We start from the raw sequence: 25976 nt of genomic DNA, 5'->3' as shown, positions 1-25976 counted from the left end.
GGGATTGCAATGGAAGCATGCAATGGAAGCATTGATAGCCCTGGTGGTACTGGTTCTGCTGGCCATCCCGCTGCTGCTGGTGGTGGCGCTGGTGATGATTGCTGGCCTGCGCCGCCGTGTGGCCGCGCTGGAAGGTGCCCTGGCCACCATGCCGGCCGCCCGGCCTCCCGCTGCGGCCACCGCCACCGAAGCGGCGCCTGCTCGGCCGGTGGCGACGCCTTCGGCCAGCGCCGATCCGCCGTTCCTGCGGCCGGTGGCGGCGACACCACAACCGCCGCCGGCGCCGCCGGCGCCGCAGCCGCCGGCGCCGGAAGCCCCGCCTGCCGACACGCCTGCGCCCCGTGCCGTCACGCCGCCGCCGGTACCGGTGGCGCCACCGCTGCCGGCCGAACCGGCATTGCCGAATTTCATCGAACGCGGCATCGGCGCGGTCAAGCGCTGGTTCACCGAAGGCAACGTGCCGGTGAAGATCGGCATGCTGGTGCTGCTGGCCGGTGTCGCCGCGCTGCTCAAGTACGTCAGTGACCAGGGCTGGCTGGTGCTGCCGATCGAACTGCGCCTGGCCGGTGTCACCGTGGGTGCACTGGCACTGTTGGCGTTCGGCTGGCACCAGCGCGAGCGCCGGCGCCTGTTTGCACTGGCACTGCAGGGCGGTGCCATTGGCGTGCTGCTGCTGACCATCTTCGCCGCGTTCAAACGGTTCGAGTTGCTCAACCCCGGGTTTGCCTTCGCCAGTTCGATCGCGCTGGTGGCAGGCCTGTGCGTGCTTGCGGTGGTGCAGAACTCGCGAACGCTGGCGGTGCTGGGCATCCTGGCCGGCTTCATGGCGCCGTTGTGGCTGTCCACCGGCCGCGGCAATCACGTGGGGTTGTTCAGCTACTACGCGGTCCTCAATGCCGGCGTCTTCGCCATCGCCTGGTTCCGTCCGTGGCGCGCGCTGAACCTGCTGGGCTTTGCCTTCACCTTCGGCATCGGCACGTTCTGGGGCGTGCTGCAGTACGCGCCGGACAAGTTCAGCAGCACCGAGCCGTTCCTGCTGCTGTTCTTCGCCTTCTACCTGCTGATCCCGCTGCTTTACGCACGCCGGCAACCGGCCGGCCGGCGCGACCTGGTCGATGGCAGCCTGGTGTTCGGCACGCCGCTGGTCGCGTTCTCGCTGCAGGCGGGCATGCTGCATGAGGCGCCGATGACGCTGGCACTGTGCGCGCTCGGCCTGGCCGCGGTCTACGCGGTGCTGGCGTGGGCGTTGATCCGGCGCGCGTCGTACACCGTGCTGGCGCAGTCGCATGCCGTGCTGGCGGTGGGCTTTGCCACGCTGGCGGTGCCGCTGGCGCTGTCGGCACGCGCCACCGGTGCGGTGTTCGCGCTGGAAGGTGCCGGCCTGGCCTGGTTGGGCCTGCGCCAGAAGCGCTGGTTGCCGCAGGTGTCCGGTGCACTGTTGCAGATCGGCGCCGCGTTCGCCTTCGTGGCCGGCGGCGACCACTGGCACGAGGACCTGCGCTTCCTGATCAATCCGACCGCCATCGGCGCGCTGCTGCTGGCGCTGGCAGGTTTCGCCTCGGCATGGAGCTACCAGCGCCGGCCGCGCCATGAGATCGCACTGGTCTACTACCTGTGGGGCCTGCTGTGGTGGCTGGGCGGCCTGGTACACGAGATCACCCGTTTCTTCCCGTACCGCATCGAAGTGGATGCGCTGCTGGTGCTGGCTGCGGTCACGGCCTGGCTGGCCGCCGAAGTGCAGCGCCGCCAGCCGGCCCGTGCGCTGGGCGTGACTGCGCTGGCGATGCTGGCGCTGGGCTTCCCGCTGGCGCTGATGCAGAGCGACGCGCACCAGCAGCCGTTCGCCGGCTACGGTGCGTTGGCCTGGGCGGTATTCGCCGTGCTCGGTGTGCGCACGCTGCTGTGCCTGCGCCAGGGCGGTGACAGCGTGGCGCGCATCGCGCAGTTCCTGTGGTGGCTGCTGTGGCCCTCGCTGCTTTCGTTGCTGGCCCTGTGGGGCGGCGGCGAGGCCGGTCTGGCACAGGGCTGGACGACGCTGCTGGTGACGCTGCCGTGGCTGCTGATGGCGTCGCTGTCGCTGTGGCGCTGGAATACGCTGCGCTGGCCATTGGGTGAAGCGTTCGATCCCATGCGCACGCCGCTGCAGTGCGTGCTGTTCGGCCTGCTGTCGATCGGCTGGCTGCTGGGCCAGCTGTTGCCGGGCGATGCTTCCCCGTTGCTGTGGCTGCCGGTGCTGAACCCGGCCGAGCTTGGACAGTGGCTGAGCCTGTTGCTGCTCGCGCGCTGGCTGTACAGCGATCAGGCGCCGAAGGCACTGCTGGGTATCCGCATGCCGCTGCTGTCACTGGCAACGTTCGTTGCGCTGACCAGCGTGGTGCTGCATGGCGTGCACCAGTGGGGCGGCCTGTCGTGGAACGCGTCGATGATGCGCTTCAGCCTGGCGCAGACCAGCCTGACCGTGCTGTGGAGCGTGCTCGGCGTGATCGCCTGGGTTTGGGGCTCGCGCCGCGGCCAGCGCGTGTTGTGGATGGTCGGCGCCGTGCTGATGGGCGTGGTGCTGGCCAAGCTGGTCATTGTCGATCGCCAGCACCTGGGCAACCTGCTGGGTATCGCATCGTTCATCGCCTACGGCCTGCTGTGCACGGTCGTGGGTTATCTGGCACCGGCACCGCCCAGCGCGGCGCCGACCGTGGAGGAAAAGCAATGAAGACGTGGAGCAGGGTGCTGCTGCCGGCGATGTGCGGCCTGCTGGCCGCCGTCGCGGTGCAGGCCGCCGATTACCGCACGCAGTACGCCGAACAGTGGCCGCTGACGTTGTCCAGTGCACAGTCCGGTGCTTATCGCGTCGTGCTGGAACCGGCGATCTACCGTCGCGCCGGTACCGCGGACCTGAGCGATCTGCAGGTGTTCAATGCCGCGGGCCAATCGCTGCCGTCGGCATTGCTGGCGCCCGATCAGCCGCTGGCGCAGCCACCGGTGCAACGTGAACTGCCCTGGTTCGCACTGCCGCCGCTGGCCGAAGCGCAGCGCAACGATCTGCAGTTGCTGACCGAGCGCGATACCGATGGCCGCGTGCGTCGCGTCGAAGCACGCGTGAGTGGCGGTGCGGCGGCGAGCGGGCAGGGGGGCTGGCTGATCGACGCCAGCGTGCTCGGCCAGCAGCCGGTGGCGGCGCTGGTACTGGATTGGGCCGACAGCGGACAGCCGCTGCAGGCACAGGTGCAGCTGGATGCCAGCGACGACCTGCAGCACTGGCGCCCGATCGGGCGCGATATCCCGCTGGTCGATCTGCAGCGTGCCGGCAAGCGCCTGCTGCAGCGCCGCCTGCAGGTGGACGGCGAGGCCCGCTACCTGCGCGTGCTGGCGCAGGGCGATGCGCGCCTGCCGACGCTGCGCAGCGTACTGGCCGAGCTGCCGCCGGCGCCGGCCACACTGCCGTGGGAGTGGCTGTCGCTGGAGCCGACCTCGCAGGGCAAGGGTGAATACACCTTCGAAATGGATGGCCGGTTCCCGGTTGCGCGTGCGGACGTGGCCAGCACCGACAACAGCCTGGTGCAGTGGACATTGTTCAGCCGCGACGACGAGAGCGCGGAGTGGCAGCGCCGCAGTGCGCCTTGGATTGCCTACCAGCTGCAGCAGGGTACGCAGGGCCCGCGCCAGCAGTCGGCGGCACAGCCGCTGGGGGGCGTGCATCGCGACCGCTACTGGAAGCTGGTTGCGAATCCTGCCGAAACCGCGACTGCGCCGTCCCTGCGCCTGGGCTACCAGCCGGAAGTGCTGGTGTTCCTGAGCCAGGGCGCGGCGCCCTATGCGCTGGCGGTGGGCAGCACCACTGCACGCAGGATGGAGGCGCCGATCGGCGTGCTGATTGAAGAGCTGCGCCAGCGCAATGACCCGTCATGGCAGCCGACGCTGGCGCGCCTGGAGGGCAGCCCGGAGCCGCTGGCGGGTGACGCGGCGCTGCAACCGCAGCGTGACTGGAAGGCGTGGTTGCTGTGGGCCTTGCTGGGGCTGGGTGTGCTGGTGGTGGGTGGCCTGGCGGTCAGCCTGCTTCGGCAGAAGCCGGCGCCTTCGGCGTAGGTTCCGGCGAACGGCGCAGCCCCTCGTGGGTGGGCGGTTGGTCGCGTAAAGCAAAAGCCGTGCTTGGCCGGGCGGGGTGGGTTCGCGGGAGACGCCGTGAACCCACCCCGCCCGGCCTCTGACAGTTTCCGGTTGCTTCCACCCACCGAAGAGAAAGAAGAAGAGCAAAAGCAAAAGCAAAAGCAGCTTGGCTGCGCGCTTCTTGTAGAGCCGAGCCCACGCTCGGCTGCTGTTCGCGGTAGATCCAGCCGAGCATGGGCTCGGCTCTACAGAACAGCTGACCCCTTCCTCCTTCATCCGACACCGTCCCGGCCCACCCCCAGCATCATGAAGCGCCAGCGCTTTGGCAGTTGCTGTTGCCGTTGCCGTGCGCCTCTGCCTGCCGCAGGCATCGCCCCCCCCCACCACCCGCACCCGATACAATGGCCGTCTGCCGTAGCCCGGCATCCCGTCCCTGAGCCAAAGAGTTGCCCATGTCCATCGTCCGCATGACCGACCTCGACCTCTCCGGCAAGCGCGTGCTGATCCGCCAGGATCTGAACGTGCCGATCGAGAATGGCCGCATCACTTCCGAACAGCGCATCACCGCTTCGCTGCCGACGCTCAAGCGCGCACTGGAGCAGGGCGCCGCAGTGATGGTCACCTCGCACCTGGGGCGCCCGAAGGAAGGCGTGTGGAGCGAAGCCGAGTCTCTGGCGCCGGTCGCCCAGCGCCTGTCCGAGCTGCTGGGCCGCGAGGTTCCGCTGGTGCGCGACTGGGTCGACGGCGTCGACGTGCAGCCGGGCCAGCTGGTGCTGCTGGAAAACTGCCGCATGAACGTCGGCGAGGGCAAGGACGATGAAGCCCTGTCGAAGAAGTACGCGGCGCTGTGCGATGTGTTCGTGATGGATGCCTTCGGCACCGCGCACCGTGCCCAGGCCTCCACCCACGGCGTCATCCGCTTCGCCCCGGTCGCTGCCGGTGGCCCGCTGCTGATGGCCGAACTGGACGCGCTGGCGCAGGCGCTGGATGCACCGGCCAAGCCGCTGCTGGCCATCGTGGCCGGCAGCAAGGTCAGCACCAAGCTGGAACTGCTGGCCAACCTGGTCGGCAAGGTCGATCAGCTGATCGTCGGTGGCGGCATCGCCAATACCTTCATCGCCGCCGCCGGCTACAACGTCGGCAAGTCGCTGTACGAACCGGACCTGCTGGATACCGCGAAGAAGATCGTGGCCGATGCCAAGGCGCGTGGCGCCGACATCCCGCTGCCGGTGGACGTGGTCACCGCCAAGCAGTTCCTGCCTGATGCCGCTGCGGAAGTGAAGGCGGTCGACGCCGTTGCCGAAGACGATCTGATCCTGGACATCGGCCCGCAGACCGCCGCGCAGTACGCGCAGCTGATCGAAAAGGCCGGCACCGTGGTCTGGAACGGTCCGGTCGGTGTGTTCGAGTTCGAAGCTTTCAGCAAGGGTACCGAAGCACTGGCCCGCGCCATCGCCAGCTCGCCGGCCTTCTCCATCGCGGGCGGTGGCGATACCCTGGCGGCGGTCGACAAGTTCGATATCGCCAAGGACGTCAGCTACATCTCCACTGGTGGCGGCGCGTTCCTGGAGTTCCTGGAAGGCAAGACCCTGCCGGCAGTGGCGGCACTCGACGCGCGCGGCGCATGAGTGCCGACCACGGCAAGGATGTCCTGTTCTTCGACCTGGACGGCACGCTGATCGATTCGCAGGTGGGCATCACCGCCTGCATCGCCTATGCGCTGCAGAAGATGGACCATCCGGTACCGGCGCAGGAAACGCTGCTGGGCTGGATCGGTCCGTCGCTGCGCACCACCTTCGCGCCGCTGTTCGGTGAACCGGCGCGGGTGGAGCAGGCGGTGGACTATTACCGCGAGCGCTTCGACGCCGAAGGTTGGCGCGAGCACACGGTGTACCCGCTGATGGAAGACACGCTGCGCACGCTGCATGGTCGTGGCCACCGCCTGGCGGTGGTTACGGCCAAGAACGAGCCGCACGCGCGGCGCATCCTCGCCCATCTGCCATTTGGCGGATTGTTCGAGGAGATCGTCGGTTCGACCCTGGATGGCTCGCGCAGCCACAAGCCGGAGCTGGTCGGTGAAGCGCTGCGTCGGCTGCAGGTGCAGCCCGCGCAGTGCTGGATGATCGGTGACCGCCGCATGGACATCGAGGGCGCGCGCCACCACGGTCTGCGAAGCGTGGGCGTGCTGTGGGGTTTCGGCGGTGAAGCCGAACTCACCGAAGCCGGTGCCGGCCAGCTGGCCCGTGAGCCGGCGCAGCTGACCACGCTGTTGGCCTAGGCGCCTGTAGAGCCGAGCCCATGCTCGGCTGCTTCGGCGTGTGGCCAGCCGAGCATGGGCTCGGCTCTACAGAATGCCCTGCGCCAGCGTATGTCCGGACCATGTCCTCTCGATGACCCGCGGAGTCAGGCAGCACAAGGCTGTAACCGTATACATGCGGCGTGAAGGATGTGCTAATTTCCGTTCTTTATCGGGAGAGGCCCATTCACCATGTTCGAGCGTCAGCGTCGCACCAAGATCCTTGCCACCCTCGGTCCGGCCACCGATCCGCCGGGCGTGCTGGAGGATCTGTTCCGCGCCGGTGTCAACGTGGTGCGCCTCAACTTCAGTCATGGTGACCCCTCCGGCCAGGCCAAGCGTGCCGCCGAAGTGCGTGCCGCCGCCGCCCGCGTGGGCGTGGAAGTGGGCATTCTGGCCGACCTGCCGGGCCCCAAGATCCGCATCGAGCGCTTCGCTGAAGGCAAGGTGCAGCTGAAGGCGGGCGACCGCTTCGACCTGATCGCCAGCGAGAACGCCGGTCCGGGCAATAGCAGCCAGGTCGGTGTCAGCTACCTCGGCCTGCCGCAGGACGTGGGTCCAGGCGACGTGCTGCTGCTCGACGACGGCCTGATGCAGCTGCAGGTGGTGGAAGTACAGGGCGATCGCATCGTCAACACCGTGCTCAACGATGGTGTGCTGTCCGACCGCAAGGGCCTGAACAAGCAGGGCGGCGGCCTGTCGCTGGGCGCGCTGACCGAGCGTGACAAGGAACTGATCGGCATCGTCGCCAAGATCGGTGTCGACTTCATTGCCGTGTCGTTCTGCCGCAACGCGCAGGACATGAACGATGCGCGCGACATCGCACGCTCGCACGGCTGTGATGCGGCCCTGGTGTCGAAGATCGAGCGCACCGAGGCGATCGAGAACCTGGAAGAGATCGTCGAGGCCAGCGACGTGGTGATGGTCGCGCGTGGCGATCTGGGCGTGGAAATCGGCGATGCCGAGCTGCCGGGCCTGCAGAAGAAGATCATCAAGGCCTCGCTGGCGCAGAACAAGGTGGTGATCACCGCCACGCAGATGCTGCAGTCGATGGTGGAAAGCCCGATCCCGACCCGTGCCGAAGTGCTGGACGTGGCCAACTCGGTCATCGATGGCACCGATGCGGTGATGCTGTCGGCCGAAACCGCCGCCGGTGCCTATCCGGTGAAGGCCGTGGAAGCGATGGCGCGCATCTGCCTGGGCGCCGAGCGCCAGTTCCAGACCGAGACCGACTTCAACGCCTCGCCGCGCAACCTGGAACGTGCCGACCAGGCCATTGCGATGGCCACCATGTTCCTGTCGCAGCACGTGGGCGTGCGCGCGATCGTGGCGATGACCGAATCCGGTGGTACCGCGCGCTATCTGTCGCGTTTCCGCGCCAAGGCACCGGTGTTCGCGGTGACCCGCCATGACGGTGCACGCCGACAGATGGCGCTGATGCGCGATGTCTACCCGATCAACTTCGACAGCCGTGGCCTGACCCCGCGCGAAGCCGCGCGTGGCAGCATCCGCCTGCTGGTCGAATCGGAACTGCTGCAGTCTGGCGACCGCGTGGTGTTCACCAGCGGCGAACACATGGAAACCCTGGGCGCTACCAACACGCTGCGCCTGCTGGAAGTAGGCGACGACGGCCGCGCCATCGGCCTGGGCGACCTGTAAGCGGAACCGCCGGGCCAGGGTCAGAGCCCCTGCGGGGATCTGACCCCGGGGCCGGATCCCCGCAGGGGCTCTGATCCCATGGCACAGGACACACGGTGTCCTGTGCGGACATTGGAATCGTTTCCATCCTGACCTCGACACCGGGGCAACGGGTGGCGGGGCTATACTTACGTTTTTCCCGCACCCGCCACAGGAAATACATGAGCATCGAACAGCTGGCCGAAACCGCCCAGGCCATGGTCGCCCCGGGCAAGGGCATCATCGCGATCGACGAATCCACCGCTACCATCGCCAAGCGTTTCGCCGGCGTCGGTATCGAGAACACCGAGGAGAACCGTCGTGCCTACCGCGAGCTGCTGCTGACCACGCCGAAGCTCAACGAGCACATTTCCGGCGCCATCCTGTACGACGAAACCATCCGCCAGTCGACCAAGGACGGCGTGCCGTTCGCCAAGTACATGGCCGACCACGGCATGATTCCGGGCATCAAGGTGGACAAGGGTGCGCACCCGCTGGCCGGCTGCCCGGGCGAGCTGGTCACCGAAGGCCTGGACGGCCTGCGCGAGCGCCTGCAGGAGTACTACAAGCTGGGCGCCCGTTTCGCCAAGTGGCGTGCGGTCATCAACATCGGCGAGAGCATTCCGTCGGGCACCTGCATCGAATCCAACGCGCACGCGCTGGCCCGTTATGCCGCCCTGTGCCAGGAATGCGGCCTGGTGCCGATGGTTGAGCCGGAAGTGATCATGGACGGCGACCACGACATCGAGACCTGCTACGAAGTCACCGAAGCCACCCTGCGTTCGCTGTTCGACGCGCTGTACCAGCAGAACGTGCTGCTGGAAGGCACCATCCTGAAGGCGTCGATGGTCATCTCCGGCAAGAACTGCGATGAGCAGGCCGACGTCGAGGAAGTGGCCGAATCGACCGTGATGTGCCTGAAGAGCACCGTGCCGGCGATCCTGCCGGGCGTGGTGTTCCTGTCCGGTGGCCAGAGCGACGAGCAGTCGACCGAACACCTGAACGCGATGAACCAGCTGGGCAACCTGCCGTGGCCGCTGAGCTTCTCCTATGGCCGCGCCATGCAGCAGGCCGCACTGAAGCTGTGGGCCAAGGACATGAAGGGCAACTACGCCGCTGCCCAGAAGACCGTGTACGAGCGCGCCAGGGACAACGGCCTGGCTGCGCTGGGCAAGTGGAACGGTTGATCCGTCCCATCGCTGGATGAACAGGGCAACGCCGGCATCACGCCGGCGTTTGCTTTTGCGGGTATCGTTTCCGGCCCCGCGCGCCTGGCCGGCACGCGGGAACTACATGGAAGGCCAAGGAGAAACAACATGCGTTTGGCAGCACTCACACTGACCGTTGCTGCGGTCCTGGTCGCCGGCGGTTGCAACCGCATCGGCAGCAGTGGTGACGCAGGCAAGGCCGCGTCCCTCGATTTCGACAAGCCGGTGTCTGGCGAGATCACCTCGCGCAGTGGCATCAACTTCAACGACGGCAGCCATCACCAGCTCTACCAGATCAAGCTGGAAGACAAGGACCTGGTCGGCCTGAAGCTCACCGGTGCGCTCAGCGGCTCGATCGCCGTGTTCAACAACGGCAGCCTCGTTTCCACCAGCAACACCGGTTACGAGCGCGAAGGCGACGTCTCGCTGGCGTTCCGTGCCAATGGTGGCGGCACCTACCAGGTAGCGGTCAATGCCGATGGCCCGACCGCCTTTGGTCCGTATCGCCTGCGCGCCGAGAAGCTGAAACCCTACGACGGCAAGCCGTTGGCGGGCAGTGGCGAAATCGTGGACATGCTGGCCAGTGACTCGCAGGACTACACCCTGCAGGTGGACAAGGCCGGCCTGTACGAAATCCGCCTGGTGTCGGATGTGTTCGATCCGGTGCTGAAGCTGTCGGGCCAGGGCGTTGAAGCAGAAAACGACGATGGCAACGACAGCACCAACTCGCGCCTGAGCCTGTCGCTGAAGCCGGGCAAGTACACCCTGACCGCGCGTGGTCTCGGCAACGGGGTCAATGGCATGTTCACCCTGTCGGCCAACCGCATCGAGCTGCCGGGCAACCTGGTTGAGCGCGATGGCACTGCGCTGCCGAAGTCGGGCAGCGTGTACACCATGCTGGACAACGAAGGCCGCCGCCGCTTCCTGCTGACCCTGGATCGTCCCGCCGACGTGCGCATGGATGCGATCTCCAGCCAGGTCGATACCGTACTGCGCGTGGTCGGTGGCGATGTCGAACTGACCGACGACGACGGTGGCAACGGCACCAATGCGCGCCTGGAAGAGACCCTGCCAGCCGGTCACTATACCGTCGACGTGTCGAGCCTGAACGACGCCGCCGGCCTGGTGGAAGTGCGCGTGCAGGTGGATGGTGCCAGCGCTGACGGTGCTGCGGCCTCCGCGGCCCGCGCTGCTGCCGACGCTGCAGCCGCCTCGGCCGATGACGCTGCTGCGGTGGAGGCTGCCAGCCGTTGAACGTGATCCACGCCACGCGTGGATGACATCAACGGTGCAACGCAAAAAGGCCGGGCAATGCCCGGCCTTTTCTTTTCCATGCTGCGTCGGATTTCAATGCGCAGCGGCAAGGCCTGCATCGCTGAGCGGCGGCAGCATCGTGCCGCGTGGCTCGTTTTCCGTGCTCTGGCCGGCGACGGCCAGCGCCTGCTGGTAGGCCTTGGCGGTGGCCGTGTTGAACGCGACCAGCACGATGCGCATCGGTTGCGCGTGGCTGCGCTGCCATGCCAGCGTTTCCGTCACTGCGATCTGTGCGGCCTGGTACAGCGGATAGCCATACACGCCGCAGCTGATGGCCGGGAATGCGATCGACTGCACGCCCAGCGACTCGGCCAGCTGCAGCGACTTCCAGTAGCAGTTGGCCAGCAGTGCCGGTTCATCGCGCTGGCCGTCGTGCCAGACCGGCCCGACCGTGTGCAGCACATGGCGTGCCGGCAGTGCATAGGCACCGGTGGCGCGCACTTCGCCGGTCGGGCAACGCACGCCCGGGCGCAGCTCCGGCAGCCGCTCGCATTCGGCCAGCAATGCGCGGCCGGCTGCACGATGGATCGCGCCGTCGACACCGCCACCACCGAGCAGTGTTTCGTTGGCCGCGTTGACGATCGCATCCACCGCCAGGGTCGTGATGTCGCCCTGCCAAACTTCGATCTTCATGCGTCCGTCTCCTGCCTGTGAGGTGATCCGCGCAGCATCTGCGCCGGCTGTTCCCACGGTAGGGGACAGGGCATCGATACTGCGTCATGACCGTCTCACGCGCTGCGATCCGACGGCTTCCAGGCACGATGGCGGGCGGCGCCTTCACGCAGGCTGAAGCAGAACGGGGTCAGAGCCTTTTCCGGATGGAAAAGGCTCTGACCCCGGGTGTCACGGCAGGCCGGCCAGCCAATCGTCGTCGGAGCCCTCATTCACATCAGCAAACAGCGGCGTGGAGAAATAGCGTTCACCGGTGTCCGGCAGCATCGCCAGGATCACCGAGCCCGGTTCAGCGCGGGCAGCGACGTCCAGCGCGCTGGCCACGGTGGCGCCGGCGGAGATGCCGACGAAGATGCCTTCCTCCGCGGCCAGTCGACGTGCCGTAGCGATCGCGCGGTCATCGTCCACCGACACCAGCTCGTCCACCACATCGCGGTTGAGTACATCCGGCACGAAGTCCGGCGTCCAGCCCTGGATCTTGTGCGGCTTCCAGTCATCGCCCTTCAGCAGTGCGGCGCCGGCCGGCTCGGTGGCGATGATGCGGGTCTGCGGGCGCGCAACCTTCAGTACATCACCGACGCCGGTGAGCGTGCCGCCGGTGCCCCAGCCGCTGACGAAGTAGTCCAGCCGCTTGCCGGCGAAGTCGCGCAGGATTTCGGCGGCGGTGGTGTTGCGGTGATACTTCGGATTGGCGGGGTTGGCGAACTGGCTGGCCAGGAACCAGCCATGCTGCTCGGCCAGTTCGCGCGCCTTGCGCACCATGCCGCTGCCGCGTTCGGCGGCCGGGGTCAGGATCACCTTCGCGCCATACGCGCGCATCAGCTTGCGGCGTTCCACCGAGAAGGTCTCGACCATCGTCGCCACGAACTTGTAGCCGCGCGCGGCGGCCACCATCGCCAAGGCAACGCCGGTGTTGCCGGAGGTGGCCTCCACGATCGTGTCGCCCGGCTTGAGTACGCCGCGCGCTTCGGCGTCGAGGATGATCGCCAGCGCCAGGCGGTCCTTCACCGAGCCGCCCGGGTTGAACGACTCGACCTTGGCGTAGAGGCTGACCTGCGGCGGCGCCAGGCGCTGCAGCTTGACGATGGGGGTGTTGCCGACGGTATCGAGGATGGAGTCGTACAGGGCCATGGAAGCGCTCCGGAAACGGGGCCGCGCCGGGCTTCGGCGGGCGAAGGGGGAGGGCTGGCTGTTCAGGCCAGCGGCTGCCGGCTGACCGTAGCGCCGGCATATGACGCCCGGAAATGACCAGATACCTTTCTTAAACAACCTTTGGTTATAAGCTGGTGACGGCAATTGACCCTAGAGTGGACCTCCGCCCCACGCCGCCCGCCTGCCCATGACGCTGACCCAGCTGCGCTACCTGGTTGCCATCGCCGACGCCGAGCTGAACATCACGCTGGCCGCCTCGCGCGTGCACGCCACCCAGCCCGGCCTGTCCAAGCAGCTCAAGCAGCTGGAGGACGAGCTCGGCTTCCTGTTGTTCGTGCGCAAGGGCCGCAGCCTGGAGTCGGTCACGCCGGCCGGCACCGAGGTCATCGCCCGCGCCCGCGCGGTGCTGGCCGAGGCCAACAACATCCGCACCTATGCCGCCAACCAGCGCCGTGAAAGCCAGGGCCAGCTGATCCTGACCACCACCCACACCCAGGCACGCTTCGTGCTGCCGCCCGCGGTGGCAGCAATCAAGCAGGCCTACCCGCAGGTGAGCGTGCACCTGCAGCAGGCCGGCGAAGCCGACGCGCTGGACCGCCTGAACCAGGGCGATGCCGATATCGCGATCATCAGTACTGCCGGTGGCGAACCCACCGATGGCATCGCGGTACCGCTGTTCCGCTGGCGACGGCTGGTGGTGGTGCCCAAGGGCCATCCGCTGGATCGCGCCGGTCGTGCACCGGACCTGGCCGCGCTGGCCCGCCAACCGTTGATCAGCTACGAATCCTCGACCCGCCCGAACTCGTCGTTGCAGCGCGCCTTCGCTGCTCACGGTCTGGTGCCGGACCTGGCACTGACCGCGCTCGACGCCGACCTGATCAAGACCTACGTGCGCACCGGGCTGGGCGTGGGGCTGCTGGCTGAGATGGCGGTCAGTTCCAACGACGAAGACCTGAGATCGTGGCCGGCGCCGGACCCGATCAGCGAGTGCATCGCCTGGGCGGTGCTGCCGCGCGACCGGGTGCTGCGTGATTACGCGCTGGAACTGGTGCATGTGCTGGCGCCGCAGATTGATCCGCGCGACCTACGGCGGGTGCTGGATGGCAACCAGACCGCCGCGTGGCCGGTGCCGCCGACGTGGGAATCGCTGACCCAGACCATCACGGTGTGATGGGTTGGTCGAGCAGGGCTTGCAGCCCTGCACCTGCTGCGGACCAAAGCAACAGCAACAGCAACAGCAGAAGCGGCATTCCGTGGGTTGGCGGGGCGGTGTGGGCAGGCAGGACACGCCGTAAACCCATCCATGGGGGCTCGATGGCGCCATCGGTCCTGACTGCCCACACCGCCCCACCTCTGACAGATTCCGGCGGCTGTTGGCATGTGTCGACCTTGGTCGACACATCTGTCAGATATCGAGATACATCTGGGGTCAGATCCGTTTTCCTTCGGAAAACGGATCTGACCCCGAGAGTCGTTCTGACAGATCGCTGAAAACTGTCAAAGGCGGGGTGGGTCCGGTTGCGGGAGTGTCCGCGGCATGGATGCCGCGGCCAAGCCCCCAAGGACGGGTTTACGGCGTCTCCCGCAACCGGACCCACCCCGCCATCCCACGGATTGCCCGCTTTTGACGTTGACATTGACGTTGATTCGGCAGGTGCAGGGCTGCAAGCCCTGCCGACAAACCTCCTCCTGCGACGGTTCGTCGCACGGGCAACCCTGCACCCGCCTCTACACTAGCGGGGTGACCCGCCAGTCCCGCCCGCAGCGCCTTCTGCTCCAGCTCGCCATCCTGGCGACGCTGCTGATGGTGCTTGCGCCACTGGTCAGCCGCGCGCTGCAACCGCAGCCGATGGATCACGCGGCGATGGCGGGCATGGACCACGCCGCGATGGGCCATGACATGCACGACATGCCCATGGCCGGGCACGATCAGCACGGCGCTGCGCCGGCAGCGCCCAACCGCCCGGCCGATCCGCACGCCATGCACGGCGAAGCCTGCGAGTACTGCGTGCTGGCGATGCGCCTGCTGCCGTGGCTGGCGGTGCTGGTGCTGCTGTTGCCGCTGTTGTGGCGGCCGCGCCTGGTGTTCCCGTGGTCGCAGCAGGTACTGCCCGCGCTGCACTGGCCAGCACATGCGGCACGTGGGCCACCACGCGTCTCCATCGTCCGCTGATATTCCCGTGAATCTGTCGCACGACGCCTGACCGGGCGCCATGCGCGCGTGCGTACCTTGGAGCTGTTCCGATGAAGATGACTTCCCGCCCTGCGGGCGCCTGCGTGCGCCTGCCGGTTGCCTTTGGCCTGGCCGTGGCCACGTCACTGGCCCACGCTGCGCCCGCCGAAGAAGCGCGCACCCTCGACACGATGGTGGTCACCGCCGCCGCACCGTCCTCGCCGCTGCACTGGGTGACCGATCCGCGCCTGCCGCGGCAGCCGGTGCCGGCCAGTGATGGCGCCGATTACCTGAAGACCGTTCCCGGCTTCTCCGCCATCCGCAACGGCGGCACCAATGGCGACCCGGTGCTGCGCGGCATGTTCGGTTCGCGCCTGAACATCCTCAGCAACGACGGCAACCTGATCGGTGCCTGCCCGTCGCGCATGGACAATCCGCTGTCCTACATCGCGCCGGAGAGCTTCGACCGGCTGACCATCATCAAGGGGCCGCAGAGCGTGCGCTGGGGTGCAGGTGCGTCGGCCGGTACCGTGCGCTTCGAGCGCGACACGCCGCGCTTCGAAGAACCGGGCCTGCGTGCCGATGCCAGTGCGCTGGTCGGTTCGCGCAACCGCAACGACCAGGTGCTGGACCTGACCCTGGGCAACCCGACCGGGTACGTGCGTGCCAGCGGCAACCGTTCCGAAGCCGATGACTACAAGGATGGCCACGGTGACGTGGTGCCGTCGAAGTGGCGCAAGTGGAACGGTGACGTGGCCATCGGCTGGACGCCGGACGCCGATACGCTGCTGGAAATCTCCGCCGGTGCCGGCGATGCGATCGCGCGCTATGCCGGGCGTGGCATGGACGGCGCCGCGTTCGAGCGCACCAGCTACGCGGCACGCTTCGAGAAGCGCAACCTGCCGGGCGCGTGGGACACGGTGCAGGCCAACGTGTACTACAACGAAGCCGACCACGTGATGGACAACTACACGCTGCGCACGCCGAATCCCGACAGCATGATGCCGATGCCGATGGCATCGAACGTGGACCGCCGTACCCAGGGCGGCCGGGTCAGTTCCGAGTGGCGTTGGCAGGACGTGCAGCTGGTGGCCGGTGTGGATGGCGAGGACAGCCGCCATCGCGGGCGCATGGGCATGGGCCGCGATACCTACCGCCAGGCCGCGTGGGCGACCGATGCCGACTTCCGCCGCTATGGCGTGTTCACCGAACTGACGCTGGGCGCCGGCACCGACCAGCGCTGGATCAGTGGCCTGCGCATCGATCGCGCCAGCGTGCGCGATGAGCGGCAGTCGATCCGCGGCATGATGGGGAACATGCCCAATCCGACGTCGGGCCAACGCCGCAAGAAATGGCTGGGCAGTGGTTTCCTGCGTTACGAACAGGACCTGGCCGATGGCTTGACCGGGTATGCCGGTCTCGGCCACAGCCAGCGCATGCCCGACTACTGGGAGCTGTTCTCGCCCGATCACGGCCCGGCCGGTGCACCGAACGCGTTTGCCGGCATCCAGCCGGAGCGCACCACCCAGCTGGACGTCGGCCTGCAGTACAAGGGCCCGCGCGTGCAGGCCTGGGTCTCGGCCTACGCCGGGCAGATCCAGGACTACATCCTGTTCACCTATCACGGCAGCGGCATGATGGGCATGAGCCAGGCCGGCAACATCGATGCGCGCATCGCTGGTGCCGAGGCGGGGCTGGAAGTGAGCCTGGCCGAACAGTGGAAGCTGGGGGGCACGCTGGCCTACGCCTGGGGCGAGAACCGCGACCAGCAGCGTCCGCTGCCGCAGATGCCGCCGCTGGAAGCGCGTCTGAGTGCGAACTGGGAAGGCCAGCGCTGGAGTGCCGGGGCACTGCTGCGCGCGGTGACCCACCAGCACCGCGTGGCCGACGGGCAGGGCAACGTGGTCGCGCAGGACCTGGGGCCCAGTGCCGGCTTCGCCACGTTCGCGCTCAATGCGGCGTACCGTTTCAGTTCGCAACTGCAGCTCAGTGCGGGCGTGGACAACGTGTTCGACCGCGCCTACAGCGAGCACCTGAACCTGGCCGGCAGTGCCGACTTCGGCTTCCCGGCCGACCCGCTGCGCATCAACGAGCCCGGGCGCAGCCTGTGGATGAAGGTGAACTACCGGTACTGATCCGCCGGGCATGGCCTGGCGCTGCCCACGCGCCGGGCAAAAAAACGGGGCCGGATCCCCGCCAGGATCCGCCCCCTGCCCAACGCCCTCGGTCGGGCAGCTTCGACTCTACGACGGCAATGCCTGCGGTGCACGGCTGGATACACCCCGACACACGCCGACACCGCCGCCATCAGCCTTGCATGGAACGGGTTCAAGGCGCCATCGCGGTGCCGGCTCCACGCCGGTAAACGCTTGGCACATACCGCTTTTGCAGGCCCTTGCCTACACTCGGCGGCCGTGGATCAATCAGGACCGTTCATGTTGGCTCGTATCGCTTCGACCCTGGCCCTTGGCCTCAGCCTGGCCGTGCTGGCCGGGTGCGCAGGCAAACAGGAGGCCGCCGCGCGTCGGCAGGGCGAAGCAGTGCCGGTTACCGCGCAGGTCGTGCAGCCCACGCAGTGGAACGACACCCTGCAGGCACTGGGCACCGCCAAGGCGCGCGAGTCGATCAGCGTCACCGCCAAGGTCAGCGAGATCGTCGAGAAGGTGCATTTCGAAAGCGGCCAGCACATCGCCGCCGGTGCGCCGATCGTGACCCTGCGCGGCCAGGCCCAGGAAGCGGCGCTGGTGCAGGCGCAGGCCACCTTCCACGAGGCCGACCAGCTGTACAAGCGCCAGCGCGAGCTGGCCTCCCAGCGGTTGGTGTCCAGCGCCACGCTGGATACGCAGAAGTCGATCCGTGATGCCGCTGAGGCGCGCGTGATGCAGATGCAGGCCGACATCGGTGATCGCCGTGTGCGCGCACCGTTCGCCGGCGTGCTCGGCATCCGCCAGGTCAGCCCTGGCTCGCTGGTGACCCCGACCACGGTCATCGCCACGCTCGACGACATCGAGCACATGCACATCGATTTCCAGGTGCCGGAAGTGGAACTGGCCGCGCTGGGCGTCGGTGACAAGGTCAGTGCCACCAGCGTGGCGTGGCCGGGCCGTACCTTCGAGGGCGTGGTCAGCACCATCGACGCACGCATCGATCCGGCCACCCGTGCGGTGACCGTGCGCGCCGACTTCGCCAACGGCGACCACGCACTGCGCCCCGGCATGCTGCTGGACGTGCGCCTGTTCCGTCCCGAGCGCCCGGCGCTGGTGGTGCCGGAAATCGCCGTGGTGCAGGTCGGCCGCGATACCTTCGTGTACCGCATCAAGAACGACGACAGCGTCGAGCGCGTGGACGTGGTGACCGGTGCGCGCCGTGCCGGCGTGGTCGAGATCAAGCAGGGCCTGGAGGCCGGCCAGCGCATCGTGGTCGACGGCACCGGCAAGCTGCGCCCGGGCCTGAAGGTCGCGGCCAAGGATGCGGCACCGGCCAGCGGCGCGAAGCCGGCTGACGCGCCGGCACCGGTCGCGGCCGAGGGCCACGGCGGATGAAGCTGTCCGACGTCTCCATCCAGCGGCCGGTGTTCGCCGTGGTGATGAGCCTGCTGTTGCTGGTGCTGGGCGTGATGTCCTTCACCCGGCTGACCCTGCGCGAACTGCCGGCCATTGATCCGCCGATCGTGTCGGTGTCGGTGGACTACACCGGCGCGTCGGCGGCGGTCATCGAAAGCCGCATCACCCAGGTGCTGGAAGACGCACTGGCCGGCATCGAAGGCATTGATACGATCAACGCGCGCAGCACCAACGGCCGCTCGCAGGTCAGCATCGAGTTCACTTCCAACCGCGATATCGAAGCGGCGGCCAATGACGTGCGCGATGCGGTCAGCCGTGTCGCCGACCGCATGCCGGAAGAAGCGCGGCCGCCGGAAATCGCCAAGGTCGAAAGCGATGCCGACCCGATCATCTGGTTCAACATGGTCTCCTCGACCATGGACACGCTGGAACTGAGCGACTACGCCGACCGCTATGTGGTCGACCGCTTCTCCAGCCTCGACGGCGTGGCCCAGGTCCGCATCGGTGGCCGCCAGCGCTACGCGATGCGCATCTGGCTGGACCGTGACCAGCTGGCCGCGCGTGGGCTGACCACCGGCGATGTGGAAACCGCACTGCGCAACGAGAACGTGGAACTGCCGGCCGGCCGCATCGAGTCGACCGACCGCGATTTCACCCTGCGCGTGGAGCGCAACTACATCAAGCCGGAAGACTTCGCGACCATCCCGCTGGGCAAGGGCCGCGATGGCTATGTGGTGCGCATGGGCGACGTGGCGAAGATCGAGCTGGCCTCGGCCGAGCGTCGCGCTTACTACCGCAGCAACGGTGAGCCGGGCATCGGCCTGGGCATCGTCAAGACCTCCACCGCCAACTCGCTGGATGTGGCGCGCACCGCGCGTGCTGAAGCCGAGCGTGTGGCGCTGTCGCTGCCCAAGGGCACGCAGATCTTTGTTGCGTTCGACAACACCACCTTCATCGAAGCCGCCGTGGACCGCGTCTACGCCACGCTGGTGGAGGCGATGATCCTGGTGCTGGCGGTGATCTGGCTGTTCCTCGGCAGCTTCCGCGCCGCACTGATTCCGGCGGTGACCGTGCCGGTCTGCCTGGTGGCCGCGTTCATCGCACTGTATGCGTTCGACTTCTCGATCAACCTGCTGACCCTGCTCGCTCTGGTGCTGTGCATCGGCCTGGTGGTGGACGACGCGATCGTGGTGGTGGAGAACGTGCAGCGCCGCATCGATCTGGGCGAGCCACCGCTGGTGGCCTCCAAGCGCGGCACCACGCAGGTCGCCTTCGCGGTGATCGCCACCACCGCAGTGCTGGTTGCGGTGTTCCTGCCGGTCGGTTTCCTGGAAGGCAATACCGGCCGCCTGTTCCGCGAACTGGCGGTGGCGCTGGCGGCAGCGGTGGCGCTGTCCGCGTTCGTGGCGCTGACGCTGACGCCGATGATGGCGTCCAAGCTGCTCAAGCCGCACACGGGTCAGGCACCGCGTGGCCTGCATGGCTTCATCAACCGCAATCTGGAACGTCTGGCCTCGGGCTACGGGCGCGTGCTCGACCATCATGTGGACCGCACCTGGATCTACCTGCTGGTGATGGTGGCCGCGCTGGCTGCCAGTTGGGGCCTGCTGAAACTGCTGCCGTCGGAGCTGGCGCCGGCTGAAGACCGCGGTTCGTTCCAGATCATGATCGACGGCCCGGAGGGCGCCGGCTACGACTACACCGTGCAGCAGGTGCAGCAGGTGGAAGCGCTGCTGGCCCCGCATGTCGGCCCGGACAAGCCGATCGTGCGCGCCAACCCGCGCGTGCCGGGTGGCTGGGGGGCCAGCGAGGAAATGCACACCGGCCGCGTCAGCATCTTCCTGCAGCCGTGGCGCCAGCGCAGCGAGGCCACGCCGGATGTGGCCAATGAACTGCAGAAGGAACTGGACACGATCCGCGGCGTGCGTGTGCGTACGCAGGTGGGCGGCGGACTGGTGCGCAGTGGTGGCCAGCCCTTCCAGATCGTGCTGGGTGGGCCGGAATACGCGGAAATCGCCCAGTGGCGCGACCGCGTCCTGCTGCGCATGGCCGACAATCCGGGCCTGGTCGGCCCGGATTCGGACTACAAGGAAACCCGGCCGCAGATGCGGGTGAACATCGACCGCCAGCGTGCGGCGGATCTCGGCGTGCCGGTCACCGCGATCGGTTCGGCGCTGGAAACCATGATGGGCTCGCGCCGCGTCACCACCTTCGTCGACAACGGCGAGGAGTACGACGTGCTGGTGCAGGCCGGCCGCGATGGTCGCGCCAGCCCGGCCGACCTGGCCGCGATCCGCGTGCGCGCCACCTCCGGCGAGCTGGTGCCGCTGTCCAACCTGGTCACGCTCAGTGAAGTGGCCGAGGCGGGCACGCTGAACCGCTTCAACCGCCTGCGCTCGATCACCATCACCGCCGGCCTTGCGCCGGGCTATCCGCTGGGCGAGGCCATTGCCTGGGCGCAGAACGTGGCCCGCGAAGAGCTGCCGCAGTACGCGCAGGTGAACTGGAAGGGCGAATCGCGCGAGTACCAGAGCGCCGGTGGCGCGGTGCTGCTGACCTTCGCGATGGCCCTGCTGGTGGTGTACCTGGTGCTGGCCGCCCAGTTCGAAAGCTTCATCCACCCGCTCACCATCATGCTGACCGTGCCGCTGGGCGTGCTCGGCGCGCTGGTCGGCCTGTGGGTGAGCGGGGGCACGGTGAATCTTTTCAGCCAGATCGGCATCGTCATGCTGGTCGGCCTGGCGGCGAAGAACGGCATCCTCATCGTCGAATTCGCCAACCAGCTGCGCGACGACGGGCGCACCGTGCGCGAGGCGATCATCGAATCGGCGATGGTGCGCCTGCGCCCGATCCTGATGACCTCGATCGCCACCGTGGTGGGTGCGATCCCGCTGGTGGTGGCCGGTGGCCCTGGCTCGGCCAGCCGCGGCACCATCGGCATCGTGATCATCTTCGGCGTGACCCTCTCGACGTTCCTGTCGCTGTTCGTGGTGCCGGCGTTCTACGCGCGGCTGGCCCCGTACACCCGCTCGCCGGAAGCAGTGAAGCGCGAACTGGAGAAGCAGGAAGCCGAGTCGCCCTCGGTGGGCGGGCATGCCTGACCCTCGCGCCGACAGGATCGGACCGGGGGGCGGATCCCTTTCCCAACGGGAAAGGGCTCTGACCCCAGACCTCGACGGCAATGGCTTCCGATTGCGCCCCTGGCACCCAGACGACCTCGCGTCCCTGCTGCGCCACGCCAACGACCCGGACGTTTCGCGCGGCCTGCGTGACCGCTTCCCTTACCCGTACACCCGCGAGGACGGCGAGGCCTTCCTGGCCGGCCGCGTGCTCGCCCCCGGCACCCTCAACCTGGCCATCGTGATCGATGGCCACGCCTGCGGCAGTATCGGCGCGCAGCCGGGCACGGCCGAGCGCGGGCATGCAGCCGAATTGGGATACTGGTTGGGTCAGGCCCATTGGGGCCAGGGCGTCATGACCCGCGTCGTGGCCCTGTTCGCCCCCTGGGTGATGGACGAGCTGCGCCTGTTCAGGCTGCAGGCCGAGGTCCTGGATTTCAACGAAGGCTCGGCCCGCGTGCTGCTGGCCAACGGCTTCAGTGAAGAGGGCACGGCCCGCTGCGCGGTGTACAAGCGCGGCCAGCTGCACGACCTGCGCCGCTTCGCCCGGGTACGCACGCAGCTGCCCTGAGCGCGCAGGCTGGTCGCTGTAGAGCCGAGCCCATGCCCGGCTGCCCTCGGGGGCCCAAGCCGAGCATGGGCTCGGCTCTACAAGACAGCGCTACCGCAGCGGCCTTCGATCAGGGAGAATCGACCGGTCCCCTCCAGCCGACGGGACGTCCTTACAACCCGCCGACTGGAGAGAGCGCGCGTGGAAGCTACCGTACATTTCATCAACAGCATCATCTGGAGCAAGGCACTGATCTTCATGTGCCTGGCCGCCGGCCTGTTCTTCAGCCTGCGCACCCGCTTCATGCAGATCCGGGGTTTCCTCGAGATGTGCCGCCTCACCGTCAGGGGTGAGAAATCCGATGCCGGCGTGTCCTCGTTCCAGGCCCTGGCCATGTCGATGGCCGGCCGCATGGGCATCGGCAACATCGCCGGCGTGGCCACCGCCATCGCCTTCGGCGGCCCCGGTGCGATCTTCTGGATGTGGGTGATGGGCTTCCTCGGCGCGTCCACCTCGTACGTGGAATGCACCCTGGCGCAGATCTACAAGACCAAGGATGCCGAAGGCCGCTACCGCGGTGGCCCGGCCTACTACATCGAAAAGGCGATGGGCCTGAAGTGGTACGCGCTGGCCTTCGCCATCGCCACGATCATCGCCGCCGGCTTCCTGATGCCGGGCGTGCAGGCCAATGCCATCGCCGACAGCATCATCAACGCCTGCCGCGGCACCGCCCTGTGCGGCCCGCTTGATGGCCAGGCCTTCGGTATGGAATCGGTGCAGGCGCTGAAGCTGGGCATCGGCATCGTGGTGGCGCTGCTGCTGGGCGTGGTGATCTTCGGTGGCGTCAAGCGCATCGCCAACTTCGCCGAAGTGGTGGTGCCGTTCATGGCCGCCGGTTTCATCCTGACGGCCATCGTCATCATGATCATCAACTACGACCGCGTGCCGGACATGTTCGGCATCATCTTCAAGAGCGCCTTCGGCACGCACGCGGCGTTCGGCGCGATGATGGGCCTGGCAGTGGAGTGGGGCATCAAGCGCGGCATCTATGCCAACGAAGCCGGCCAGGGTTCGGGCCCGCACGCGGCGGCCGCCTCGGAAGTCTCGCACCCGGCCAAGCAGGGTTACGTGCAGGCCTTCGCCATCTACTTCGACACCATGATGGTGTGCACCGCCACCGCGTTCCTCATCCTGGCCAGCGGTACCTACAACGTGTACTCGCCGGTGCCCGGCGCCGCGCCGATCTTCCAGGGCCTGGCCGGCATTCCGGAAGGCGCGGGCTACGCGCAGGCCGGCGTTGAAGCGGTGCTGCCGGGCTGGGGCTCGGCGTTCGTCTCGATCGCCATCTTCTTCTTCGCCTTCACCACCATCATGGCGTACTACTACATGGCCGAGACCAACCTCAGCTATGTGAACCACAACAAGAAGCGCCCGCTCACCGTGCTGCTGCTGCGCCTGGGCATCATCGGCATGGTCGTGTTCGGGGCGTTCCACAATGCCACCCTGGCCTGGGCGCTGGGTGACATCGGCGTGGGCCTGATGGCCTGGCTGAACATCATTGCCATCCTCATCATCCAGAAGCCGGCCATGCTGGCCCTGCGTGATTACGAACGACAGAAGAAGCTCGGCCTCGATCCGACCTTCGACCCCGATGCCCTGGGCATCAAGAACGCCGATTTCTGGCGTCAACGCAAGCTGGAGTTGTCCCGTAGTGAATGATCCCTGGAAGAATGCCCGCCGCCCGTCGTCGCGACCGCCGCGGGCCACCCCGCTGCCACCGCGTGAGGGCGGCACCCCGCCGCCGCCGGGGCGCGGCAACGACGAACTGCGCCTGTATGGCTGGAACGCCGTGCAGGCGCTGTTCGCCAAGCGCCCGCAGGCGTTGCGCAAGCTGTACCTGGTGGACGCGCTGATTCCGCGCATGCAGCCGGTGCTGAAGTGGTGCGTGGCCAACCGCGTGGGCTACCGCGTCGTCGAGGAAGGCGACCTCAACAAGCTGGCCGCCACCACCCATCACGAAGGCCTGGTGGCCGACGTGCTGCGCGCGCCGGTGGTGCCGCTGGCACAGTGGCTGGCCGATCTGGGCGAAGGTCCGGCGCTGGCGTTGTGGCTGGACGGTGTCGGCAACCCGCACAACTTCGGCGCGATCCTGCGCTCGGCCGCACACTTCGGGGTCAAGGCGCTGCTGCTGCCGGCCGGCAGCACGCTGGCGCTGTCCGGTGCCGCCGCACGCGTGGCCGAAGGCGGTGCGGAATCGGTGCCGCTGGTGCAGTTGCCGGAGGCCGCGGAGGCGATGGCACAGCTGCGCGCTGCTGGCTTCGGCCTGGCCGCAACGCTAGTCGACGGTGGTGATGACGTGTTCCGCGCGTCCCTGCCGGACCGGCTGGTGTACGTGATGGGCGCCGAAGGCGAGGGCATGGACCGTGGCCTGGCGAGCCAGTGCGATCTGCAGGTCTCGATCCCCGGCAGTGGTGCGGTGGAGAGCCTGAACGTGGCCTCGGCCACGGCCGTGCTGCTGGCGCAGTGGGCCAGTCGACGCGATTGAGCCTCTGAGCGGTCAGATCCCTCGCCTGCGCGAGGGTTCTGACCCCGCCGGTTCCGGATTCAGGACCCGCCGTGGTGGGTGCGAACCTTCGTTCGCACCGCTCCTGCCGCTGCGCTCGCCGGGCAGCGCCCGGCGCTACCGCATCATTCGTTCGGCGGCGTGGTCGCCTTGGCTTCGCTGCCGAAGTTGCCATCAGCCTCCGCCGCCAGATACGCGAACACGGTGTAGGCGGCCACATTCTGCGCAAGCGCCTTCGGGTCGATCTTGTCGAGCGTGTCGTCGGCGGTGTGGTGCAGGTGGAAGTAGTCCGAGCCGTCCTGCGCCAGCCACGCCCACGCACCGCCCTTGGCAGCCAGCGGGCCGACGTCCGGGCCCGGGCCCCCCTTGTCGGCCTGGTACTCGATGCCCAGCGGCTTCATCACTTCGGCAATCTGCTTCGTCGCTTCACGCGAGCCTTCCGGGTTCGGCGAACCGGTATTGAAGGCGTAGATGCGGCCGGCGCCGAAGTCGCTCTCGGCGGCCAGCTGGTGCAGCGCCACGTCCTTGGCGTGTGCCTCGGCGTAGGCCTTGCCGCCATACAGGCCCTGTTCTTCGTTGGCGAAGGCAATCACGCGGATGGTGCGCTTCGGTGCCTGCTTGAGCTGGCCGATCAGATGGCCTGCGGCCATGGTGATGCCCACGCCCGCGCCGTCATCCACCGCGCCGGTGCCCAGGTCCCACGAATCCAGGTGGCCGCCGATGACGACCACTTCCTTCGGCAGCGTGCGGCCGGTGATCTCACCGATCACGTTGTACGAGGTGGCGGTGCCATCCCAACCGCAGTCCAGTGCTACCTTCACGGTGGTCGCGCCACGCGCCAGCAGGCGCGCCAGCTGGTCGGCATCGGGTACCGACAGCGCCGCCGACGGCACCGGGGTCAGGCCCTCATCGAAACGGGTGATGCCGGTATGTGGCACACGGTGCGAGTCGGTACCGGCTGAGCGCATCAGGAAGCCCACCGCGCCCTTGCGGATCGCCTCGGACGGGCCCTTGCTGCGGATCGCGCCGCCACGGCCGTAGTCGCGGCCATCGCGGAACGGCAGCATCTGGTAATCGACAAAGGCGATCTTGCCCTTCAGCGAACCGGCCGGTGCGGCCTGCAGCGCGGCCAGGTCGGCGAAGCGCACCACCTCGGCTTCCACGGTGCCGCCCGGGCTGCCCCCCAGTGCGGTGATCTGCAGCGGCTGCGGGTTCCTGCCGGTCACAGCGGCGTGTTCACTGCGGCGCTCCCACTTCGGGAAGGTCACCGGTTCTTTCCACACCTTGTCGAAGCCCAGCGCCTTGAACTTGGCTTCGGCCCAGGCCACCGCACGGGCGTCGGCTTCGCTGCCGGCAATGCGCGGACCGATTTCGGTGGTAAGCGATTCGACCACCTTCCAGCCAGTGTCGTCGGCCAGCGCCTGGTCGCGCAGCTGCGCGGCCGTGGCCAGCGAGGCCGGGGGCAGGGTGGTGGTGTGCGGTGCTGCAAAGGCCGGAGCGGCCAGCAGGGCAAGGGACGATGCGATGGCAAGGACGCGGCGACGCATGGGCAACTCCGGAAGGGACCAAGCCTTGGAGCTTAACAGTC

The 25976-nt window shown here is 67.8% G+C and carries 18 protein-coding genes; 15 read left to right on the top strand and 3 right to left on the bottom strand.

The genetic code is table 11. The features are described 5' to 3' along the window. The first annotated feature begins 22 nt into the window (after window positions 1-22). The 7 genes from QP512_RS16190 to QP512_RS16160 all read left to right on the top strand — a co-directional run bounded on the left by QP512_RS16190 (window position 23) and on the right by QP512_RS16160 (window position 10536). Window positions 23-2707, top strand: coding sequence for a DUF2339 domain-containing protein (locus QP512_RS16190; protein ID WP_286069663.1), 2685 nt, complete (start codon window positions 23-25; stop codon window positions 2705-2707). After that, on the top strand, window positions 2704-4080 hold the full coding sequence (locus QP512_RS16185; protein ID WP_286069661.1) for a DUF3999 domain-containing protein: 1377 nt from the start codon (window positions 2704-2706) through the stop codon (window positions 4078-4080). The genes QP512_RS16190 and QP512_RS16185 overlap by 4 nt, the downstream gene beginning before the upstream one ends. Window positions 4081-4553: 473 nt before the next feature. Then, window positions 4554-5729 (top strand): phosphoglycerate kinase, encoded by a 1176-nt coding sequence (locus QP512_RS16180; RefSeq protein WP_286069660.1) that lies wholly within the window; start codon window positions 4554-4556, stop codon window positions 5727-5729. Next, window positions 5726-6379 (top strand): HAD hydrolase-like protein, encoded by a 654-nt coding sequence (locus tag QP512_RS16175; protein ID WP_286069659.1) that lies wholly within the window; start codon window positions 5726-5728, stop codon window positions 6377-6379. Before QP512_RS16180 ends, QP512_RS16175 begins: the two co-directional genes overlap by 4 nt. Before the next feature lie 210 nt (window positions 6380-6589). Continuing rightward, entirely contained in the window at window positions 6590-8056 is a 1467-nt protein-coding gene (gene pyk, locus QP512_RS16170; RefSeq protein ID WP_286069658.1) for a pyruvate kinase, read from the top strand. Between the two features lie 200 nt (window positions 8057-8256). Further along, on the top strand, window positions 8257-9261 hold the full coding sequence (locus QP512_RS16165) for a class I fructose-bisphosphate aldolase (RefSeq protein WP_286069657.1): 1005 nt from the start codon (window positions 8257-8259) through the stop codon (window positions 9259-9261). Between the two features lie 129 nt (window positions 9262-9390). Continuing rightward, window positions 9391-10536 (top strand): ABC transporter substrate-binding protein, encoded by a 1146-nt coding sequence (locus QP512_RS16160; protein WP_286069656.1) that lies wholly within the window; start codon window positions 9391-9393, stop codon window positions 10534-10536. A gap of 93 nt (window positions 10537-10629) precedes the next feature. Here the strand turns inward: QP512_RS16160 and QP512_RS16155 are convergent, their stop codons facing one another. Both QP512_RS16155 and cysK read right to left on the bottom strand, forming a co-directional pair. Beyond that, on the bottom strand, window positions 10630-11229 hold the full coding sequence (locus QP512_RS16155; protein ID WP_286069654.1) for an O-acetyl-ADP-ribose deacetylase: 600 nt from the start codon (window positions 11227-11229) through the stop codon (window positions 10630-10632). A gap of 210 nt (window positions 11230-11439) precedes the next feature. Continuing rightward, the gene (cysK, locus tag QP512_RS16150) at window positions 11440-12399 is read right to left on the bottom strand and encodes a cysteine synthase A (RefSeq protein WP_286069653.1); all 960 of its coding nucleotides are present in this window, start codon (window positions 12397-12399) and stop codon (window positions 11440-11442) included. Between the two features lie 208 nt (window positions 12400-12607). Between cysK and QP512_RS16145 the strand changes: the two genes are divergently transcribed. The 8 genes from QP512_RS16145 to QP512_RS16110 all read left to right on the top strand — a co-directional run bounded on the left by QP512_RS16145 (window position 12608) and on the right by QP512_RS16110 (window position 24370). Continuing rightward, complete coding sequence (locus QP512_RS16145; protein ID WP_286069652.1) at window positions 12608-13591, top strand: LysR family transcriptional regulator; 984 nt, start codon at window positions 12608-12610, stop codon at window positions 13589-13591. A 570-nt stretch (window positions 13592-14161) separates the two neighbouring features. Then, window positions 14162-14593: a DUF2946 domain-containing protein gene (locus QP512_RS16140; RefSeq protein ID WP_286069651.1), complete on the top strand. Its 432-nt coding sequence runs from the start codon at window positions 14162-14164 to the stop codon at window positions 14591-14593. Window positions 14594-14664: 71 nt separating this feature from the next. Next, window positions 14665-16728, top strand: coding sequence for a TonB-dependent copper receptor (locus QP512_RS16135; RefSeq protein WP_286069650.1), 2064 nt, complete (start codon window positions 14665-14667; stop codon window positions 16726-16728). A gap of 300 nt (window positions 16729-17028) precedes the next feature. Continuing rightward, window positions 17029-18135 carry an efflux RND transporter periplasmic adaptor subunit gene (locus QP512_RS16130; protein WP_286069648.1) on the top strand — a complete coding sequence of 369 codons (1107 nt, stop codon included), beginning with the start codon at window positions 17029-17031 and terminating at the stop codon, window positions 18133-18135. Next, window positions 18132-21257, top strand: coding sequence for an efflux RND transporter permease subunit (locus tag QP512_RS16125; RefSeq protein ID WP_286069647.1), 3126 nt, complete (start codon window positions 18132-18134; stop codon window positions 21255-21257). The genes QP512_RS16130 and QP512_RS16125 overlap by 4 nt, the downstream gene beginning before the upstream one ends. Next, entirely contained in the window at window positions 21250-21846 is a 597-nt protein-coding gene (locus QP512_RS16120; protein WP_286069646.1) for a GNAT family protein, read from the top strand. The genes QP512_RS16125 and QP512_RS16120 overlap by 8 nt, the downstream gene beginning before the upstream one ends. 180 nt (window positions 21847-22026) lie before the next feature. Next, window positions 22027-23544, top strand: coding sequence for an alanine/glycine:cation symporter family protein (locus QP512_RS16115; RefSeq protein ID WP_286069645.1), 1518 nt, complete (start codon window positions 22027-22029; stop codon window positions 23542-23544). Window positions 23545-23596: 52 nt separating this feature from the next. Further along, window positions 23597-24370, top strand: a complete 774-nt coding sequence (locus QP512_RS16110) for a TrmH family RNA methyltransferase (protein ID WP_286072057.1) — start codon at window positions 23597-23599, stop codon at window positions 24368-24370. Between the two features lie 143 nt (window positions 24371-24513). Here the strand turns inward: QP512_RS16110 and QP512_RS16105 are convergent, their stop codons facing one another. Beyond that, window positions 24514-25935, bottom strand: coding sequence for a M28 family peptidase (locus tag QP512_RS16105; RefSeq protein ID WP_286069644.1), 1422 nt, complete (start codon window positions 25933-25935; stop codon window positions 24514-24516). Between the last annotated feature and the right edge of the window lie 41 nt (window positions 25936-25976).

It is taken from the genome of Stenotrophomonas sp. 57 (genome assembly GCF_030291075.1).
In the GTDB taxonomy this organism is placed as follows: Bacteria; Pseudomonadota; Gammaproteobacteria; order Xanthomonadales; family Xanthomonadaceae; genus Stenotrophomonas.
This window is presented reverse-complemented; position numbering and strand designations above follow the sequence as displayed.